Origin of the sequence: Microbacterium sp. 4R-513 (assembly GCF_011046485.1) — a bacterium.
In the GTDB taxonomy this organism is placed as follows: domain Bacteria; phylum Actinomycetota; class Actinomycetes; order Actinomycetales; family Microbacteriaceae; genus Microbacterium.
Window position 1 is genome coordinate 3119456 of sequence record NZ_CP049256.1, and the last position, 19367, is coordinate 3138822.

Here is a 19367-nt window from a genome sequence, read left to right on the forward strand (position 1 = left end):
TCCGCGGCGCATCCCCACGCAAGGAGAGCAATGTCGCGTGTCGTGAAGCTCGCCGTCATCCCGGGTGACGGCATCGGTCCCGAGGTCATCGCCGAGGCGGAGAAGGTGCTGGACGCCGCCACTGCGGGCAGCGGCATCCAGTTCGACAAGACCCGCTTCGCGCTGGGGGCCGCACGCTTCCTCGACACGGGCGACACGCTGACGGATGCCGACCTCGACTCCATCAAGGGTCACGATGCGATCCTGCTCGGCGCCGTCGGGGGAGTGCCCGGCGACCCGCGACTGAAGGACGCGAACATCGAACGCGGACTGCTGCTAAAGCTGCGGTTCGAGCTCGACCACTACGTCAACCTGCGGCCATCGAAGCTGTACCCCGGTGCACCCGGTCCGCTCGCCGAGCCCGGCGACATCGACTTCGTCGTCGTCCGCGAGGGAACGGAAGGGCCGTACGTCGGCAACGGCGGTTCGATCCGGCGCGGCACACCGCACGAGGTGGCGAACGAGACGTCCGTCAACACCGCCTTCGGCGTCGAGCGCGTCGTGCGGTACGCCTTCGAGCTCGCCGAGCGACGTCGCAAGAAGCTGACTCTCGTGCACAAGACGAACGTCCTCGTGCACGCGGGCGGCATCTGGAAGCGCGTCGTCGACGAGGTGGCGAAGGAGCATCCCGAAGTCGCCGTAGACTACATCCACGTCGATGCGGCCACGATCTACCTGGTCACGAACCCCGGTCGATTCGACGTGATCGTCACCGACAACCTCTTCGGCGACATCCTGACTGACCTGGCCGGCGCCGTCACCGGTGGCATCGGCCTCGCCGCTTCGGGCAACATCAACCCCGACGGCGCTTTCCCCTCGATGTTCGAGCCCGTGCACGGATCGGCGCCCGACATCGCAGGACAGCAGAAGGCCGATCCCACGGCCGCGATCCTGTCCATCGCCCTCCTGCTCGACCATCTCGGGCTGCGGGACGAAGCCGACCGCGTGACCCGCGCGGTCGAGGACGACATCGCCTCCCGCGGCGCTGCGGCCCGCACCACCGCGCAGATCGGCGACGCCATCGCCGCGCGGCTCCAGGCGTAACCTGGAAGCCGCGCCGACGTCGCCGCACCAGACTCAGAGCCAGGACACGACATGACCCTCATCGATTCAGATCCCGACACCGGACTCGCCCCCCTCGAGTTCGCCGTCACGAAGAACCTCGCTGCCAGGACGACCGCCGAGCGCGACCGGATCCTCGAGAACCCCGGCTTCGGCACGAGCTTCACCGACCACATGGTCGACATCTGCTGGTCGGTGAACGGCGGCTGGCACCGTCCGCGCGTCTCGCCCTACGGCCCGATCACGCTCGACCCGGCTGCGGCGGTGCTGCACTACGGGCAGGAGATCTTCGAGGGCATCAAGGCCTATCGGCACGCCGACGGCTCGATCCACACCTTCCGCCCGGACCAGAACGCCCGTCGCCTCCAGCGTTCGGCGCGACGGCTCGCACTGCCCGAACTGCCCGCCCCGTACTTCATCCAGTCGCTCCGAGAGCTGATCGCGGTCGACGGAGCGTGGGTGCCGTCGGGCGAGGACCAGAGCCTGTACCTGCGGCCGTTCATGTTCGCCAAAGAGGCGTTCCTCGGTGTGCGTCCCGCGCACAAGGTCGCCTATTACCTCATCGCATCGCCGGCGGGAGCCTACTTCAAGGGCGGCGCGAAGCCGGTCTCGATCTGGCTCAGCGAGGACTACGCGCGGGCCGGCAAGGGCGGCACCGGAGCGGCGAAGACGGGCGGCAACTACGCCGCCAGCCTGCTGCCGCAGTCCGAGGCCTACGAGAACGAGTGCGACCAGGTCGTGTTCCTCGACCAGGACCGCAACGTCGAAGAGCTGGGCGGCATGAACATCGTCTTCGTCTACAAGGACGGCACGATCGTCACGCCGCAGTCCGACTCGATCCTCGAGGGCATCACCCGCGACTCGATCCTCCAGCTGGCGATCGACCGCGGACACAAGGTGGAAGGCCGCGCCGTCTCGTTCGACGAGTGGCGGCAGGGGGTCGCCTCGGGCGACATCGTCGAGGTGTTCGCGTGCGGCACGGCCGCCGTCGTCACCCCGATCGGTCTCCTCAAGGGCAAGGACTTCCTCGACGAGCAGCCCTCGGGCACGCTCGCCCTGTCGCTTCGCGAGGAGCTCACCGACATCCAGTACGGTCGCCGCGAAGACAAGCACGGCTGGCTGCTGCGCCTCGACGCCTGACATCGGCTCGGGAGGGACGGATGCCGCGGCATCCGTCCCTCCTCGTCTCCGGCCGCCCCCGGTCGTTGAGCGGGCGGAGCGAGACGAAACGTCCCGGGCGCTGAGTAGGCTCGAGGGCGTGAGAATCGCCCGCTTCAGCCACCAGGACGCCATCAGGTACGGAATCGTCGACGAGGGCGAGCTCGTCGTCCTTTCGGGAGACCCCATGTTCGCGGGCTTCGACACGACGGGGGAGCGCGTCCCGTTGCGCGATGTCGCCCTGCTCGCGCCGGTGATCCCGCGTTCCAAGGTGGTGTGCGTCGGCCGCAACTACCGCGATCACGCGGCCGAGATGGGCAACGACGTTCCGACCGCGCCGATGCTCTTCTTCAAGCCCAACACCGCCGTCGTCGGACCGGGTGATGCCGTAACCCTCCCCGGCCACTCGGACTTCATCAGCTTCGAGGGCGAGCTCGCCGCCGTGATCGGCCGCATCGCGAAGAACGTGTCGGCCGCCGACGCCCTCGACTACGTCTTCGGCTACACGATCGGGAACGACCTGACCGCCCGCGACTGGCAGAAGTCCGATGGCCAGTGGGCTCGCGCGAAGGGGTTCGACACCTCGTGCCCGCTCGGTCCGGCGATCGAGACCGAGTTCGATGTCGAGGGCGACGCCGTCATCACGACGCGCCTCAACGGCGAAGTCCGGCAGCAGGGGCCGATCAGCGACATGATCTTCTCGCTCGCCGAGATCATCGAGTACGCGTCGGCTGCCTTCACGCTGCTTCCCGGTGATGTGATCCTGACCGGCACCCCGGCCGGCGTCGGGCAGATCGTCGCAGGCGACACGGTCGAGGTCGAGATCACCGGCCTCGGCACACTCCGCAACACCGCTCGCGCGGCCTGACGGCCATGTCGCAGCCCGGAGCTCGCCCCGCGCAGGCGACGGATGCCTCGGCACCCGACGTCGCGGGCGTGCAGCGCCGCACGGTCTGGGTGCTGTCCGCGGGGCAGGTGCTCGGCGGCATCGCGTTCGGGGCGACACTCTCACTCGGCGCGGTCCTCGCCGCCGAGGTCTCGGGCGACGACTCCTTCTCCGGCCTGGCGGCGGCCGCCGTGACGCTCGGCACCGCCGTCCTGGCGGTGCCCCTTGCGGCGTTCGCCCGGCGCTTCGGACGCCGGTTCTCGCTCGCGCTCGGCATGGCCATCGCCCTCGTCGGCGTCGTCCTCGTCGTCACGGCCGTCGGCCTCGATCTCTTCCCGCTGCTGCTGGTCGCCTTCCTCCTCGTGGGCGGCGGGCAGGCGGCGAACCTGCAGTCCCGCTTCGCCGCGGTCGACCTCGCGACCGACGCCTCCCGCGGACGCGATCTCTCGATCGTCGTGTGGGCCACGACGATCGGCGCGGTGCTCGGTCCCAATCTGACAGGGCCGGGGGAGGCGCTCGGAGAGGCGATAGGGATGCCGCCCCTCACGGGGCCGTACGTCTTCACGATCGTCGGCCAGACCCTCGGCATCCTGCTCTATCTCATCGCTCTGCGGCCCGACCCGCTGCTCACCGCACAGCGGGTCGTCGCCGCGCGAGGCGCCGAGCGGGCGGCCGAAGCGATCGCCAAAGTCGACCGGCCCGCCCTCGCCCGCTACGCGATCTTCGCGGTCGCGGCGGCGCACGGCGTCATGGTGTCCGTCATGGCGATGACCCCCGTGCACCTGCTGCACCACGGCGCCGATCTCACGATCATCGGCTTCACGCTGAGCCTGCACATCCTCGGCATGTACGCGCTGTCGCCGGTCTTCGGCATCCTCTCCGACCGTGTCGGACGGGTGCAGACGATCCTCGTCGGTCAGGCGTTCCTCGTCGCGGCACTCCTCACCGCCTCCTTCGGTCAGGAGTCGACGACCGCCGTGACGATCGCACTCATGCTCCTCGGGCTCGGGTGGAGCGCCTCGACCGTCGCCGGCTCGGCGCTTCTCACCGAGGCGTCGTCGGAAGCGATGAGAACCCGCCGACAGGGCTTCAGCGACTTCGTCATGAGCATCGTGGGAGCGGGAGGCGCGATCATCGCCGGATTCGTGCTCGGGTGGATCGGATACGGCGGCCTGGCGCTGGTCGTCGGTGTCGCGGTCATCGCCGTGGTCGCGCTGTCTCCGTTGGCCCGCGGGGCTCGGGCCGTACCGCTGCGCGGTTGAGCCTGAGCGCCTGAGCGCCTGAGCGCCTGCGCGCCTGCGAATCAGCGCTTCAGTGCCGAGAGAGCCAGCTCGACGTCGTCCTCCTCGTTGAAGACGTGGAAGGCGACGCGCGCGCGTCCGGCGCGACCGGATGCCGTGATGCCGGCCGCGGTGAGGCGAGCGAGGTCGCATCCATCCGGATCCGCCCACGTCACGATCGCGCTCGGTCGTTCGGGCGCTGGGAGTCCGAGCGACTCCCGGAACCGGGCGGCCAGGTTCGTCACGTGGGTGTAGACCTCGAAGGGGTCGACCGATGCGAAGAGTTCGAGAGCGGGTTCCGCCCCCACGAACGCCTGCCAGGCCGGCGAGACGTCGAAGCGGCTCGCGTCCTCGGCCAGCGCGATCCGGGTGCCGTAGCAAGAGGTCCAGGGGTCGGCTCCGGCGTACCAGCCCGCGAAGAGCGGCGGGATGTCGCGGGCGAACGCCTCGGAGACGGTGAGAAACGCGGCGCCGCGGGGCGCGCACAGCCACTTGTAAGAGTGGCAGACGAGAGCGTCGAACGCGGATGCCTCGACGGGCAGCCACCCGACCGCCTGCGTCGCGTCGCAGAACGTCCGAGCCCCGTTGCGCCCAGCGGCGGACACGATCGCCGCGGCATCCGCCACCTCGCCCGTCGCCGACTGCACGAGGGAGAACGCGACGAGCGCGGTTTCGGGTCGTACCTCCGCGGCCAGGTTGCCCAGCTCGACCGCGCGCAGTCGGAGGTCGCGGCCGGCGTGCGCGAACGGCAGGAGCATGGAGGAGAAGTCACCCTCTGGGACGAGCACCTCAGAGCCGTGGGGGAGTGACGCGGCGACGAGCGCGGCGAGGACGGACACCTGCGAGCCGATCGCAACTCGGGCGGGCTCCACACCGACAAGGCGGGCGAAGTGTCCGCGGGACCGCTCGGCCGCTGCCGTGTACGACGCGGGGTCGGGCCGGCCGGCGGCAGACGCGTTCGCGTCGGCGATCACAGCATCCCGCGTCGCGTTGGACGGCAGTCCCACCGTGCACGCGGCGAGGTAGCCGCGACCGCCGGAGAATTGCCGGCGCACATCGGCGAGATTCGGGGTGGGGGCGAGGACCGGAGGCATGCTTCGAGCGTGCCGCGGCAAGAAGCATTCGTCCAGCGCAGGTGTTGCATATGATCCATGCCGCCTGCTTATGCTTCTGGAATGAGCGACTGGCTGAGCGACGACACCGACCTCGACGTGCAGTCTCTCCGCATCGTCAAAGCGATCGGCGACGAGGGCTCGATCACCGCGGCGGCGGCGGCGCTCGGCTACAGCCAGCCCGCGGTGAGCCAGCAGCTCAAGCGCCTCGAGGGGCGCCTCGGGGTCGCACTCGTCGAGCGCGCCGGACGGTCGGTCCGGCTGACGGAGGCGGGTCGCGTCCTTGCGCGTCACGCTCCCGCTGTCACGACGGCGCTGGATGCTGCGGCCGGTGAACTGGCCGAGCTTCGAGGCCTTCGCGCGGGCCGCGTCAGGCTCGCGGGCTTCCCGTCCGCCTCGCCCACGATCGTGCCGCGACTGCTCGCACTGCTCGCTGAGCTGCACCCAGGAGTGTCGGTCACCTACCTCGAGGCGGAGCCGCCCGAGGCGGTCGAGGCTGTGCGCGAGGATCGGGCCGACATCGCTCTGACCTTCAGCTACCCGGGCGATCGCGAAGACCCGCATCGATCGAGCGCGAGCGGCTTGTCCGTGCGGACGATCGGCAGCGACGACCTGCTCGCCGTCGTTCCCGCGGGTCACCCGATCGCCGGTGCGTCCGGCGTCGACATCGCCGCCTTGGCAGACGAGGACTGGATCGCCGGATGCCCGCGGTGCCGGGGCCACCTGCTCGAACTCTGCGGGCGCGCCGGGTTCGAGCCGCGCATCGCGTTCGAGACGGACAACTTCGTCGCGGTCGAGGGCCTCGTCGCGCAGGGCATCGGTGTCGCGACGCTGCCGCGGCTCGCCGTGGAGTCGTTCCCACAGCTTCCCGGGGTCGTGACGATCCCGCTTCCGCCGGGGGAGCGTCGGACGCTGCACGTCGTGACGGCCCACGGCGCCGACCGCGTGCCCGCGGTCCGCACGACGCTGGCTGCACTTGCGCAGGTCGTCGGGACGCCGGGGGCCGCGGCATCCCGGAACTAGACTGGGGCGGATGTCTTCTGCACCCGATCCCCGCACCACGACCGCGACGGGCACCGATGTGCGCGTCCGCTTCTGCCCCTCGCCGACGGGTCTCCCGCACGTCGGAATGATCCGCACGGCCCTCTACAACTGGGCGTACGCGCGGCACACAGGCGGCAAGCTCATCTTCCGCGTCGAAGACACGGACGCCGCCCGCGACAGCGAAGAGAGCTATCTGCAGCTCGTCGACGCGCTCACGTGGCTCGAGATCGACTGGGACGAAGGCGTCGAGAAGGGCGGCCCGCACGCGCCGTATCGGCAGTCGGAGCGCTTCGACATCTACGCCGAGGTGCTGCAGAAGCTCATCGCGTCGGGTGCCGTCTACGAGAGCTACTCGACCGCCGACGAGATCGATGCCCGCAACGAGGCGAACGGGCGCGCGAAGCAGCTCGGTTACGACAACTTCGACCGTGACCTGACCGACGAGCAGCGGGCCGCGTTCCGCGCGGAAGGCCGTGAGCCGGCGTGGCGCCTGCGTGTGCCCGACGAGGATCTGACGTACGTCGACCTCATCCGCGGCGAGGTGACGTTCCCGGCGGGGTCGTTCCCCGATTTCGTCGTCGTGCGCGCCGGCGGTCAGCCGCTCTACACGTTCACCAATCCGGTCGACGACGCTCTGATGGGAATCACGCACGTCATCCGCGGCGAAGACCTCATGCCGTCGACGGCGCGCCAGCTCGCGCTGTACGGGGCGCTCATCGATGCGGGCATCACGACCTTCGTGCCGCGCTTCGGCCACATGCCTCTCGTCCTGGGGGAGGAGGGCAACAAGAAGCTCTCCAAGCGTGACCCGAAGGCGGACCTCTTCCTGCAGCGCGAGAAGGGCTTCATCCACGAGGGCCTGCTGAACTATCTCGCGCTCCTCGGCTGGTCGATCGGCCCGGACCGCGACGTGTTCTCGCTCGACGAGTTCACCGCCGCCTTCGACATCGTGAACGTGAATCCGAATCCGGCGCGCTTCGATCAGAAGAAGGCCGAGTCGATCAACGGCGACCACATCCGGATGCTGTCGGCCGACGACTTCGCCGCGCGCATCGTGCCCTACCTCGCGTCTCGGGGCGTGGTCGCCGACCCGCCGACCCCCGAGCAGTCGGCGCTCATAGCGGCCTCGGCGCCCCTTGTGCAGGAGCGCGTGCAGCTCCTCGGCGACGTGCCCGGGCTGCTGGGATTCCTCTTCACTAACGAGGTCTCGTATGACGCCGACGCACTCGCCTCGCTTCCTGCCAATGCGAACGAGGTCGTCGTCGCGTCGGTCTCGGCGCTCGAGCTGATTCCCGAGTCGGAGTTCACCGCCGCCGCGATCCAGGAGGCTCTCGCCGGCGCGCTCATCGAGGGCCTCGGCCTCAAGCCGCGGGTCGCCTACGGACCGCTGCGCGTGGCCCTCAGCGGTCGCCGCGTCTCACCGCCGCTCTTCGAGTCGATCGAGCTGCTCGGCAAGCAGAAGTCGCTCCGCCGCCTCGCTGCCTTCGTCGATCGCGCCTGACGGCTCGGTTTGGTCGAGCCGTCGGCGTCGTCTAGACTTGATCTTCGGCACGGCTTCGGCTCAGCCCCCTGGGGTATGGTGTAATTGGCAACACGGCTGATTCTGGTTCAGTTGTTCTTGGTTCGAGTCCAGGTACCCCAGCGACAAACCCCTGAGTTCTTCGGAACCAGGGGTTTTTTGTGTCTGATCTCACGTTTCTTCGTCTCACTCCGGTATCGCGGAGGTGCGTGGCGAGAGGTGTACCGGCAGGGCATTCCTCCCTGCGAGCGGCCCGCGTACCGTCGGTCCATAGGGACCAAGACGGCCCTGCCACCGCCGTGAAGGAGGACTGACATGCACACCCGCACACTCGGACAAGGGCTGGAAGTCTCTGCGATCGGCCTCGGCTGCATGGGGATGTCGCAGAGCTACGGACCGAACCCCGGCAGCCGGGACGAGATGATCCAGGTGCTGCGCTCGGCGTCGGACGCGGGAGTCACCTTCTTCGACACCGCCGAAGTGTACGGGCCGTACGTCAACGAGGAGCTCGTCGGCGAAGCCCTCGAGCCGGTGCGCGATCAGGTCGTGCTCGCGACGAAGTTCGGCTGGGACATCCGGGACGGCAAGAGCGTCGGCCTGAACAGCAGACCGGAACAGATTCGCGCTGTCGCGGACGCGTCCCTGCGCCGCCTCCGGACCGACGTGATCGATCTGTTCTACCAGCACCGAGTCGATCCCGACGTGCCGATCGAAGACGTCGCCGGAACCGTGGGCGATCTCGTCGCGGCGGGGAAGGTCCGCCATTTCGGGCTCTCCGAAGCCTCTGCCGAGACGGTGCGTCGTGCGCACGCCGTGTTCCCGGTCACGGCCCTGCAGAGCGAGTATTCGCTGTGGACGCGCGACCCCGAAGAGGCGGTCCTGCCGACCCTCACCGAACTGGGGATCGGGTTCGTCCCGTTCAGCCCGCTCGGTAAAGGCTTCCTCACGGGAAGCGTCGACCGGTCGACCACCTTCTCCGAGGGTGACATCCGCAGCACGATCCCGCGATTCAGCGACGAGAACCGCGCCGCGAACCAGGCACTCGTCGACCACGTTGCGACTCTTGCGGCGTCGAAGGATGCCACGTCCGGCCAAGTCGCATTGGCGTGGCTTCTCGCCCAGCAGCCCTGGATCGTGCCGATCCCCGGCACGCGTCGCACCTCGCGCCTGCGTGAGAACGCCGCCGCGACGGCGGTCGCACTGTCCGCGGACGAGGTCGCCGATCTCGACGCCCTCGCCCGAAGCATCGGCGTCCACGGAAACCGCTACAACGAACTCCACATGGGGTTCGTCGACCGCTGAATGTGCGGGAACAGCGATGTGGCGACGATGACGAACCGCCAGCCTCGCGATGATCGACCCAGGGCTCGAGCATGAACGCGCCCGCCCCTAATCTCTTCCCGACGGCGGGGGATCCTCGACGAGGGTCGGCGCCCCCTCGAACAGCTGGAGCCTGCCGTCGAAGGTTCGCAGCGCCACCGACTCCATGAGCACGTCCGGCCAGTCGTCGTAGATGCGATCAGCGCCGGTTCTGCCGTTGACCACCGGGAAGATGACGACTCGGTACCGATCCACCAGCCCCGCGTGCAGCAGCGAGCGGCACAGGCTTGGGCTGCCGACCGTCCGGAGCCGAGTGTCGCCTCGTTTGAGCTCGCGTACCGCCTCGACAGCGTCGCCTGTGTGGAGACTGGTGTTCGCCCATTCCAGCGGTTCGCGGAGGGTGCGCGAGAACACGATCTTGTCGCGGGCAGTCAGTTCCGCCATCTCCTCTTCGCCCGTTCGGGCGAACTCCGAGAAGAGTCGATAGGTGTGCGAGCCCATCAGCAAGGTGTAGGGCTGTCGCGCCTCCTCGGCCAGGAATGCGAAGTACTCGGGACCGCCAAGCCCCCAGAGCCCCGGCCATCCCTCGGCGGAGCCGTACCCGTCCAACGAGGAGATGTAGTCGATCATCAGATCTGCCATGCTCACTCCCGCGGTCCGCGATCCCGATCGGTGAGCACGCTACCGACCTGGTGCCACCTATGGAAGGGCCCCGTCGCGGCTCGCGCCCTTGAGCAATCCCCGGCGGATTCCTAGAATCCCGCACCGAAGGGAGTGATCCGACATGGATGGACCAGATGTTCTCGCGGCGCGACTTCTCCGCGCAATGGTGGCCGACGACGTCGACGCCGTCAGTCACCTCGTCGTCGAGATCGAAGACAGCGGCTACGCCGGCCTCGTCGCCACGGGGCTCGCGCAGTCGTACATCAACGAAGTGCTGAAGACGGCCCGGCGAGAACCACTCCTGCGCGCGCTCGAGGCGCGGATCCTCGAGCTCACGACGGCGGAAGAAGAGGCGAACGACAAGTCGGCCTGACCGCCCGCGCTTCCTCCTGTCGTCTTGCCCGGCGAGGCTGAGGGTTCCATGAGCGCGTCATCGCCGGTGCGTCGCGAATGCGCTGAGGTCCCGGAGCGATTCGGTAGGCTGGCGATGCGCCGCGGCATCCCATGGTCCCTCGGCGCTCGAACTGGGCGGTCATTCATGAAGGCTTGTGCCGACATCCTCGCGTGAGCGATATTCCAAGGCTCGTCGCATGGCGATGGGAGCTCCGCGAGGCGCACCGACGTCTCCGGCTGGCGTTGCAGATGGCGCAGGATGCGGTGCGGCACGAGACCGCACTGCCGGACGTGTCGCGGGACCTGCTGCTCTTCTGCCATGGCTTCTGTGTGTCGCTCGAGGGCCACCATCGGGGGGAGGATGCCTCGCTGTTCCCCGCGCTCGCTTCTCAGTACCCGGAAGCCACTCGCGTGGTCGGTCTGCTCAGACAGGATCACGCCATGATCTCAACGCTGCTTTCCCAGTTGGATGCCGCGGCGCAGGCGAACGCATCACCCGCGGTCCTCGCTCGACACCTCGAGGGCCTCGCCGCGATCATGGAGTCGCATTTCCGGTTCGAAGAGCGCGAGCTCGAGCCGCTCCTGGACGAGCTCGAACTCGACGCCGACCCGTCCACCGTCTTCGGGCCGCTCTGAACAGGGGCGACTGCGCCTCACGGGCCCGTAGCCGAGAAGTACCCACTGAATCAGTCCGTGGGAAACTGCGTCCGGTGCTCGACCTGAAGACGCTGGAGGATCGCTCGCAGCCCGCGCAGCGGGTCAGCCAGAGTTCGCGAGCCGAGACTCCGCGGCGGGCGTCATCCGGCGAAGGTGGCGAAGGTCCAGTAGTTTCCATCCGGGTCGGAGATCGTGAACTCGCGCGACGGGTATGGCGGGGAAGCGGTCCGAAGGCTCATCGCGGCTGGGCACCGGCATCGAGTGCGCACTACCCTTAAGCGTGACCACCTCCGATGCCCCGGTCGAGGAAGCGGCTCCGCAAGAGCCCGCCGCGATGACTTTTGCCGACCTCGGGTTGGGCGGTCCGGTGCTCGCCGCGCTCCGCGACGTCGGGTACGAGACGCCGTCGGCGATCCAGGCCGCGACGATCCCGACCCTTCTGGCGGGCCGTGACGTCGTGGGTCTCGCACAGACCGGCACGGGGAAGACCGCGGCGTTCGCCCTGCCGATCCTCGACAGACTCGACCTGTCGCAGAAGACGCCGCAGGCGCTCGTGCTCGCGCCGACGCGCGAGCTTGCGCTGCAGGTGTGCGAGGCGTTCGAGAAGTACGCGTCGCACCTACGTGGCGTGCACGTCCTCCCTGTGTACGGCGGCCAGGGCTACGGGGTGCAGCTGTCAGCCCTCCGCCGGGGTGTGCACATCATCGTCGGCACGCCGGGGCGCATCATGGACCACCTCGACAAGAGAACGCTCGACCTCACCGAGCTGAAGTACCTGGTGCTCGACGAGGCCGACGAGATGCTCAAGATGGGTTTCGCCGAGGACGTCGAGACGATCCTCGCGGACACCCCCGACTCGAAGCAGGTCGCGCTCTTCTCGGCGACGATGCCCGCAGCCATCCGGCGCATTTCCCAGCAGTATCTCCACGATCCCGAAGAGATCACCGTCAAGACGAAGACGACGACGTCGTCGACGATCACGCAGCGGTACCTCATCGTGTCGTTCCAGCAGAAGATGGACGCCCTCACCCGCATCCTCGAGACCGAGAACTTCGACGGCATGATCGTCTTCGGTCGCACGAAGAGCGTGACGGAGGAAATCGCGGAGAAGCTGCGCGCGCGAGGATACTCGGCCGCTGCGATCAACGGCGACGTCGCGCAGCCCGTACGCGAGAAGACGATCAACCAGCTGAAGTCCGGCAAGCTCGACATCCTCGTCGCCACCGATGTCGCCGCGCGCGGCCTGGATGTCGAGCGCATCTCGCACGTCGTGAACTTCGACATCCCCACCGACACCGAGTCGTATGTGCATCGCATCGGCCGCACCGGTCGCGCGGGACGGTCTGGTGACGCGATCAGCTTCGTGACACCGCGCGAGCGCGGGCTCGTGCGCGCGATCGAGCGCGCCACCCGTCAGGAGCTCACCGAGATTCCGCTCCCGAGCGTCGACGAGGTGAACGTCACACGCCTTGCGCGCTTCGACGATCGCATCACGGCGGCCCTGGGTGAGACCGAGCGAATCGACCGTTTCCGCGACATCGTCGCCCACTACGTGCGGCACAACGACGTTCCGGAAGTGGATGTCGCGGCCGCCCTTGCCGTGGTCGCCCAGGGCGAGTCGCCGCTCCTGCTCGAGCCGGACCCCGAGCCTTCGCACCGTGAGCGGGGCGACCGCGACCGCGGCGAGCGGTCGGGGCGCTTCGACCGCGATCGGGATGGCGGCGAGCGACAGCCTCGTGCGCGACGCGACGGCATGGCCACCTATCGGATCGCGGTCGGCAAGCGCCATCGCGTCGAGCCCCGCCAGATCGTGGGGGCGCTCGCGAACGAGGGCGGCCTCAAGCGCGACGACTTCGGGGCGATCCAGATCCGGCCGGACTTCTCCCTCGTCGAGCTCCCCGCCGACCTTCCACGCGCGACGCTCGATCGGCTCTCGGGCACCCGCATCTCCGGACGCCTCATCGAACTGCGGCTCGACACGGGAGGTCCCCGGCGGCAGACGCGTCGGGACGACGATCGCCCTCCGCGCAAGCCCCGCCACTGACGACCAGCGCGGATTGCTCCCCGCCTTCGGCAGGGGAGGCGAGTATCGAGGGCGAAGGGCGTCCTCACAGGTGCGAGCGTTATGCTCGCACTGATAGGCGAACTTCTCATTCGTCTCGCCCCGGCTGTGTGGTAACAGTCGGGGCTTCTTCTTTGTCCGGGCGGCTCCGCGACTGCGCTGTTGCGTACGCGGCATCCGGCATGCGCAGTTCGGTCGTCGATGATGACGGAGCTCAGGTGGACAGCGATGTTCAGCCGGCGGTGGCCTGGTCGAGTGCCCGGAGGTAGCGGTCGGTCGTCGTTCTCTGCACCAGCCGAGCCACCGGGCCACCGAGCCGGGTGAACCAACGGCCGGGGGCGGAGAATGCGACGATCCGGAAGATCACGTCGCCGGCTGGCGTGAGCTGAACCTCGAAGCGCTCTTCGCCGCGCTCCGGGTGGCCCGGCAGAGTGCCGTAGGCGAAGCCGCAAGAGGTGGCAGTCCTCTCGGTCCAGACCACGACGCAGGGAATGTTGAACAGCAGCGGACCCACGCGCAATCGCATCCGCACGTGGGTGCCCTCGCGTAAAGGCACCTCCGACAGCCAAACGGTGGCCCCGGCCCGACGTTGCACGGCTCCAGTCAGCAGATCGTCTGCGGCGCGCGCGAACTCCTCCGAACCGTGCCCGACGACGCGCTCCCTCCGGAGATGGTGGTATCCGCCAGGCAGCTCTCCAGCGGTGGCGCCGACTTCTGAATACGTCACTGCGAGCATTCGCCCAGGCTAGGCGCCCGGGATCGGAAGGACGTGTTCCCGGGATGCCGCGGAACCGAGTGAGGCCGCCCGTGCCGCCGCCTCCGTCTCCGCCTGCCAAGGGGAGGGCCGGCGTTGCCGAGACGGATCGTCGGTGGGAGCCTGTGCGTGTGCGCGTGCTGTGTGCGACAACGGGCAACGACGGCCACTTCGGGCCCATCTTGCCGTTCGCCCGCGCTCTGGCGCGCGCCGGACACGAGGTGCGGGTGGCGGCCCCGGCATCCTACGCACCGGCGGTGACGAAGGCAGGCTTCACGCATGAGCCGTTCGCCGATGCGCCGCGAGAGCTCATACGTCCCGTCATGGCGAGGTTGCCCACCCTGCCGTTCAAGGAGGCCGACAGTCTCGTCATCACTGAGGTCTTCGGCCGAATCGATGCACAGGCCGCGCTGCCCTCGCTCGAGCGCACGATCGGCCGTTGGCGTCCCGACCTGATTCTCCGCGAGACCGCCGAGCTCGCTTCACTCGCCGCGGCCGAGGGCGCCGGGGTGCCGCACGTCCACGTATGCATCGGAATGCACGAGGTCCCACCTAGGTTCGCAGAGGCCATCGCCGATCCGCTGGAGGAACTGGGTCGGCTCGCCGGTCTGGACGAGGGTCGGATGACGTCCGCGCGGGTCTCCGAGACCGTCCTCAGCCTGGTGCCCGAGGTCCTCGACAATGCAACGGGGATGACGACGGAGGGCGATGACTTCCTGCGGTTCCACGAGCCGCGGCCGGCTTCCGTCGATCAACGACTTCCCGCCTGGGGCGATGCGGAGTGGCCGTTGGTCTACGTGACGTTCGGCTCGGTCACCGGCTCGCTGGGGCCGTTCGCCGGTGTCTTCCGACGGGCACTGGATGCCTTGGCCGATGTCGAGGCGCGTGTCCTGCTGACCGTCGGGCGCAAGGTCGACCCCGCCGGTATCGGACCTCTGCCCTTCAACGCTCACGTCGAGCAGTGGTTACCCCAAGACGCAGTGCTCGAGCAGGCGGCGGCGATGCTGGGGCACGGCGGATTCGGGACGACGATGGGCGCTCTGGCCGCCGGAGTGCCGCAGGTGGTCGTGCCGCTCTTCACGTTCGATCAGGTGGTCAACGGGGATCACGTGGTAGCCGCGGGCGCCGGCATCACAGTGGAGCCGGGGACTTCGTCAATCGAGCTCGCTGCCGCAGAAGTGCCTCGGCTCCTGTCGGACCCGACGTACGCCGAGTCGGCCCGTCGCGTCGCGGCAGCCATGGAAGCGCTGCCGCCGCCTGCTGAGGCTGTCCCGATCCTGGCCGGCCTCGTCGGCTGAGAGAGTGCCTCAGGATCCGGGGACGCGCTCCGACGCGGCAATAAACTGGTGCTGCCATTGCGCGGCGAGCCAGTCGGCGTAGCGCTCGTCGGTCCAGCCCCGTTCGACGACGAGGCGTTGCCAGAGGTGGCCGTCGAGCATGGCGAACATGATGTCGCGGCACTCGTCTTCGGGGATCGCGAGCTGTCCGGTCTCGGCGGCACTGCGCGCGAAGCGTGCGGCCACGTCGATGAGTCGCGCGTGCCAAGTCGTGAGCATGTCTCGGGCGCCGGCCTCGCTCGCGGCCGCTCCTTCGATCGCCCGCAGAAGGGGAGCGCTGCGGCGGCTGCGTGCGGCGGTGAGGCGCGCGAATCCTTCGATCCGCGAGGCCAGGTCTGGGAGCTGCAGGACGGCCTGGGTCTCCGGACGGTCGTACAGGGTTTCGTCCTGCCCGTCACCGCGGAACATCACGAACCACGCGCTGCGAAGCAGTTCGGCTTTGCTGCCGAACGACTTGTAGATCGTCTCAGGGGAGACATCAGCCGCCTTCGCCACGTCGATGACCGTCGTGTTGCCATAGCCGCGCTCGACGAAGAGATCGTGCGCGGCGCGGCTGATCCGGTCGCGGTTCTCCTGCGCCTGGCGCGCCCGAGAGGTCGAGTTGTAAGCCCTCTTGACCGTGTCCACTAGTCGGTACATCCTGTCTGTAATGAAAACAGTCACAGTTTACTGAACGGCGCGCCGTGGAGCCACCGCTGACCAGAACGGAGCAGATCATGACTACAGAAACCGAGGCGTTTCTCGCCCAGATGGTCCCGGCTCAGAGCGCGGCGGATGCCGAGATCCACAACGGCGACCCCCTGCCGCGGATCGCGTTGTGGAGCCATCACGACCCCGTCTCATTGTTCGGCGCCAATCTAACCGTGTCTGGATGGTCTGATGTCGAGCGTGCCTTCCACGAGGTTGCCTCCTGGTTCGGCGGCTCGATCTCGTGGGACTTCGAAGTGCTCCACGCGCAAGCCAGCGGTGACCTCGCCTATACCGTCGCCTACGAGAACAGCGAAGCCATCACCGATGGCGTGCGACGCAAGTACCGACTTCGGGTCACTCATCTCTACCGGCGAGAAGACGGCGTGTGGAAGATCATTCACCGCCACGCGGATTTCGCACCCGACGAAACCACGCCCCTTTTCGAGGACAGCAGCGGGAAAGCATCGAGTGAGCAGCGGTGACTTCGCCCTGACACGTCTCGGGCGGTGCGACCCGTTTCGACGGCGCGAGTTTCAGGGACGTGCTGCATTCCGCAAGGCGGTGATGGATGCCTGCAAGGCTTCCGGGGTCGCACCCGGCGCCCCGAGGACGGCGCAGGCCGTCTCACAGAAGTCGCCCGTGTCGATGTTGAGCCGGGCGACATTCGGCACCAGCCCCTTTTCGTTGACGACCCACTGCCCGGCGACAGCATGCCACGCGTGGGCGATCCGCATCGCGGTCGTGGTCAGGCAGAGCGCGACGTAAGCAACATCCGTCGAGCGGGCGCCCTTCTCGGCATTGTCGAGGAGGAAATCGACCTGCCAGAGATTCTGCAGAAGCGCCTCGCGCAATGGCGCGGGATACGGTGTCACTCGATCTGCCAGGTCCTTCAGCAGTCCCTCCTCGTCGCACAGCGGCACACAGAGCGCGACTTCGCCGGCGTACGACACATCCAGGAATCCCAGCGGATGCCCCGCCTGCGTGTGGAAGGCGAATCGCCCCGCGACGGCTCGCTCACACTGCTCGGCCACCCGGCCCACGTCTCGCAGGATCCAGTCGACGGCCACGCCGTCGACGACGAGCCATGCGCCGCCGTCCACCCAATCCCCCCACTGGCCGGGCGCCGCCACAGAGACCGGTGATCCCGACCATCGCGCGGCGATCTTCTCGAGAGCGGACAGGTCGACCCCGCCGTCGTAGTACACCCCGAGATCGAAGTCGGAATCGGGCCGATCAGTGCCGCGTGCGCGACTGCCCCCGAGAGCTACCGCCCGGACGCCCCGCACGCCGCAGAGTTCTTCGGCCATCTCCCTGAGGCGCTGCTCGGTGAACATGTGCGGAGCCTATAGGCCGCCGTCCCGCCCCGATCAGGTTGACCGCTCATCTCCACACGACCGCAACACCGGACGGAGCTCGGCGGCGACGACCGGTGGTTTGCGACGTTCGGTGAGCCCTCCGGCGTCTCCATCGGGTTGTGGACGGGCACTTCCTCCGCCGCATGAGCACGCCGTCTGAGGATCGAAACGAGAAGCCGTGGCCGACACTCGTGCCTGCCCGGACGTCGGCGTAGGGTGCGGTCATGGCAGACGAGACCGTCGTCCTCGGCAAGCTTCGCCTGATGTTCTCGACTCCCGGCGGAAACGCGGAGCATTCCGTCGCTGCTTCACTCCGCTGCGGAAGTTCAGGGCTGCGGTGTCAGGGCGAGATACTGGTGCACGAACGCGATCGCCATCCCGCCTTCGCCCACGCCCGCCGCGACGCGCTTGACCGAGCCCGAGCGCACGTCGCCCGCGGCGAAGACGCCGGGCGCTGTCGTCTCGAGCGCGAACGGTTCGCGTTCGAGCGGCCACGCGCCGCTCGAGCGGGCGTGCGGTCCGGTCAGGACGAACCCGTTCACATCGCGCGCCACCTGGTCGGGAAGCCATTCGGTCTCGGCATCCGCCCCGATCATCACGAACAGCACGCCTGCCGCGTGTGTCGACGTGGTTCCGGTACGCCGGTCGGCGATGTCGATCGCTTCGAGGCCATCTGTTCCCGAGAGTCCGACGACCTCGGAGCGCGTCTGCACAGAGACGTTCGGGTTGGCCTCGAGTTGGTCGATCAGGTAGCGCGACATGCTGGCGGCGAGCGACTCGCCTCGCGCGAGGAGCGTGACAGACCGAGAACGCCGGGAGAAGAACACCGCTGCTTGGCCTGCGGAGTTGCCTGCGCCGATGATGTACACGTCTCTTCCTTGCGCGAGGCCTGAATCGCTGCGGGCAGCACCGTAATACACCCCGTTGCCGAGGAACCGGTCGATCTGGGGGATGTCGACGTGTCGCCACTCGACCCCCGAGGTCAGGAGCAGAACCTTCGTGCTGAGCACGTCTCCACCATCGAGCGTCACGGTGTGTGCCTCGGGATCGAGGGACTCGATCGCGCGCGTCACGATGATCTCCGCGCCCAGACGTCGCGCCTGCTGCATCGCCTTGGCGGCCAGCTCGTCACCGGAGACACCGAACGGGAAGCCGGTGTAGTTCTCGATGCGGGTCGATGTGCCGGCCTGGCCACCGGGCGCGAACCGCTCCACGACGAGCGTCCGCAAGCCCTCCGCGGCACCGTTGACGGCTGCCGTGAGACCGGTCGGGCCCCCGCCGATGATGACCACGTCGTAATCACTGCCGGCTGCTTGCACCGGGAGGTGCGCCGCCACGGCGATCTCGCGCATCGTGGGCCGGTTCAGTCGGGTTCCGTCGGTGAGCACGACGGCCGGGAGATCCCGCGGGTCCGCGGGGGCGGCGGCGTCGGTCGGGTCCACAACCCGGTAGGTGAGCCGATTGCGGTTCAGGAACGTCGTGATCTCGTGCACGGTCGCATCGCCGGACCGACCGATCACAGTGAGGTCGGGCTTGGCCGTCTCGGCCGCGAGCTCCTTCAAGCTCTCGATACGGCGCTGCGCCGAGGCTCCGACGGCCGTGGCAACCTGCGGAGCCATGGCCGCGAGCGTGAAGAACGATGCAAAGTCCATCTTCAGCACGCGCGCCGAGTCCATCGCGGCGCAGCTCGCCGGCAGATTGGTGCTGAGCATCACCGGCACCTCGCCGTAGAGCTCGCCCGGCCGCCGTTTGCCGACTCGGCGCTCGACCCCGTTGATGTCCTTCGTGAGCTCGATCACACCCTCGACGACCACGAACAGGGCCCGCTCGTCGCCCTCCCGCGCCAGGTTCTCGCCGGGGACGAGGCGGATGTCCTCGACTGAGCGCGCGACGAACGCGAGCTGCTCCTCATTCAGGTCGGTGAACAAGGGGATGCCGCTCAGCTCAGCAGCTGTGATCATGAAGGCTCCTCGGGCGGTGCGCGCTCGATTCATCGTGGCACTGCTGGAGCCGTTTCAGGCGAGCCATGTTGGGCG

At 68.4% G+C, this 19367-nt stretch carries 18 protein-coding genes and 1 tRNA gene; 13 read left to right on the forward strand and 6 right to left on the reverse strand.

Annotated features, from left to right (window positions below; all coding sequences use genetic code 11):
- The first annotated feature begins 30 nt into the window (after positions 1 to 30).
- The 4 genes from G5T42_RS13720 to G5T42_RS13735 all read left to right on the forward strand — a co-directional run bounded on the left by G5T42_RS13720 (position 31) and on the right by G5T42_RS13735 (position 4407).
- Positions 31 to 1083 carry a 3-isopropylmalate dehydrogenase gene (locus tag G5T42_RS13720; protein WP_165129334.1) on the forward strand — a complete coding sequence of 351 codons (1053 nt, stop codon included), beginning with the start codon at positions 31 to 33 and terminating at the stop codon, positions 1081 to 1083.
- 51 nt (positions 1084 to 1134) lie between these two features.
- Positions 1135 to 2241, forward strand: a complete 1107-nt coding sequence (locus G5T42_RS13725) for a branched-chain amino acid aminotransferase (protein ID WP_165129336.1) — start codon at positions 1135 to 1137, stop codon at positions 2239 to 2241.
- Between the two features lie 118 nt (positions 2242 to 2359).
- Complete coding sequence (locus tag G5T42_RS13730) at positions 2360 to 3127, forward strand: fumarylacetoacetate hydrolase family protein (protein ID WP_165129338.1); 768 nt, start codon at positions 2360 to 2362, stop codon at positions 3125 to 3127.
- A gap of 5 nt (positions 3128 to 3132) precedes the next feature.
- Complete coding sequence (locus tag G5T42_RS13735) at positions 3133 to 4407, forward strand: MFS transporter (RefSeq protein WP_165129340.1); 1275 nt, start codon at positions 3133 to 3135, stop codon at positions 4405 to 4407.
- 41 nt (positions 4408 to 4448) lie between these two features.
- On the opposite strand, the gene G5T42_RS13740 is transcribed toward G5T42_RS13735, so the two are convergent.
- Entirely contained in the window at positions 4449 to 5519 is a 1071-nt protein-coding gene (locus G5T42_RS13740; protein WP_165129342.1) for an aminotransferase class V-fold PLP-dependent enzyme, read from the reverse strand.
- Positions 5520 to 5600: 81 nt separating this feature from the next.
- On the opposite strand from G5T42_RS13740, the gene G5T42_RS13745 reads away from it, so the two are divergent.
- From G5T42_RS13745 to G5T42_RS13760, 4 genes are all read left to right on the forward strand, one after another.
- A complete protein-coding gene (locus G5T42_RS13745) occupies positions 5601 to 6560 on the forward strand; it encodes a LysR family transcriptional regulator (protein ID WP_165129344.1) in 960 nt (319 codons plus the stop codon).
- Positions 6561 to 6570: 10 nt separating this feature from the next.
- Complete coding sequence (gene gltX, locus G5T42_RS13750) at positions 6571 to 8082, forward strand: glutamate--tRNA ligase (protein WP_165129346.1); 1512 nt, start codon at positions 6571 to 6573, stop codon at positions 8080 to 8082.
- A 69-nt stretch (positions 8083 to 8151) separates the two neighbouring features.
- Positions 8152 to 8223: transfer RNA gene (locus G5T42_RS13755), tRNA-Gln, on the forward strand.
- Between the two features lie 192 nt (positions 8224 to 8415).
- A complete protein-coding gene (locus G5T42_RS13760; protein WP_165129348.1) occupies positions 8416 to 9402 on the forward strand; it encodes an aldo/keto reductase in 987 nt (328 codons plus the stop codon).
- Positions 9403 to 9489: 87 nt separating this feature from the next.
- Here the strand turns inward: G5T42_RS13760 and G5T42_RS13765 are convergent, their stop codons facing one another.
- Positions 9490 to 10062 (reverse strand): dihydrofolate reductase family protein, encoded by a 573-nt coding sequence (locus G5T42_RS13765; protein WP_165129350.1) that lies wholly within the window; start codon positions 10060 to 10062, stop codon positions 9490 to 9492.
- Between the two features lie 142 nt (positions 10063 to 10204).
- On the opposite strand from G5T42_RS13765, the gene G5T42_RS13770 reads away from it, so the two are divergent.
- The 3 genes from G5T42_RS13770 to G5T42_RS13780 all read left to right on the forward strand — a co-directional run bounded on the left by G5T42_RS13770 (position 10205) and on the right by G5T42_RS13780 (position 13177).
- The gene (locus G5T42_RS13770; RefSeq protein ID WP_165129352.1) at positions 10205 to 10456 is read left to right on the forward strand and encodes a hypothetical protein; all 252 of its coding nucleotides are present in this window, start codon (positions 10205 to 10207) and stop codon (positions 10454 to 10456) included.
- 191 nt (positions 10457 to 10647) lie between these two features.
- Positions 10648 to 11112, forward strand: coding sequence for a hemerythrin domain-containing protein (locus tag G5T42_RS13775; protein WP_241245833.1), 465 nt, complete (start codon positions 10648 to 10650; stop codon positions 11110 to 11112).
- 355 nt (positions 11113 to 11467) lie between these two features.
- Complete coding sequence (locus G5T42_RS13780; protein ID WP_165130258.1) at positions 11468 to 13177, forward strand: DEAD/DEAH box helicase; 1710 nt, start codon at positions 11468 to 11470, stop codon at positions 13175 to 13177.
- Positions 13178 to 13427: 250 nt separating this feature from the next.
- Here the strand turns inward: G5T42_RS13780 and G5T42_RS13785 are convergent, their stop codons facing one another.
- Positions 13428 to 13931 carry a DUF1990 domain-containing protein gene (locus G5T42_RS13785; RefSeq protein WP_165129356.1) on the reverse strand — a complete coding sequence of 168 codons (504 nt, stop codon included), beginning with the start codon at positions 13929 to 13931 and terminating at the stop codon, positions 13428 to 13430.
- 44 nt (positions 13932 to 13975) lie between these two features.
- Between G5T42_RS13785 and G5T42_RS13790 the strand changes: the two genes are divergently transcribed.
- A complete protein-coding gene (locus tag G5T42_RS13790; RefSeq protein ID WP_347103904.1) occupies positions 13976 to 15247 on the forward strand; it encodes a glycosyltransferase in 1272 nt (423 codons plus the stop codon).
- A 9-nt stretch (positions 15248 to 15256) separates the two neighbouring features.
- Here the strand turns inward: G5T42_RS13790 and G5T42_RS13795 are convergent, their stop codons facing one another.
- Positions 15257 to 15913, reverse strand: coding sequence for a TetR/AcrR family transcriptional regulator (locus tag G5T42_RS13795; protein ID WP_241245834.1), 657 nt, complete (start codon positions 15911 to 15913; stop codon positions 15257 to 15259).
- Between the two features lie 89 nt (positions 15914 to 16002).
- On the opposite strand from G5T42_RS13795, the gene G5T42_RS13800 reads away from it, so the two are divergent.
- The gene (locus G5T42_RS13800) at positions 16003 to 16458 is read left to right on the forward strand and encodes a nuclear transport factor 2 family protein (RefSeq protein ID WP_165129362.1); all 456 of its coding nucleotides are present in this window, start codon (positions 16003 to 16005) and stop codon (positions 16456 to 16458) included.
- A 51-nt stretch (positions 16459 to 16509) separates the two neighbouring features.
- On the opposite strand, the gene G5T42_RS13805 is transcribed toward G5T42_RS13800, so the two are convergent.
- Entirely contained in the window at positions 16510 to 17310 is an 801-nt protein-coding gene (locus G5T42_RS13805; protein ID WP_165129364.1) for a nucleotidyltransferase domain-containing protein, read from the reverse strand.
- Positions 17311 to 17657: 347 nt separating this feature from the next.
- Positions 17658 to 19292, reverse strand: coding sequence for an FAD-dependent oxidoreductase (locus tag G5T42_RS13810; RefSeq protein ID WP_165129366.1), 1635 nt, complete (start codon positions 19290 to 19292; stop codon positions 17658 to 17660).
- Positions 19293 to 19367: the final 75 nt, after the last annotated feature.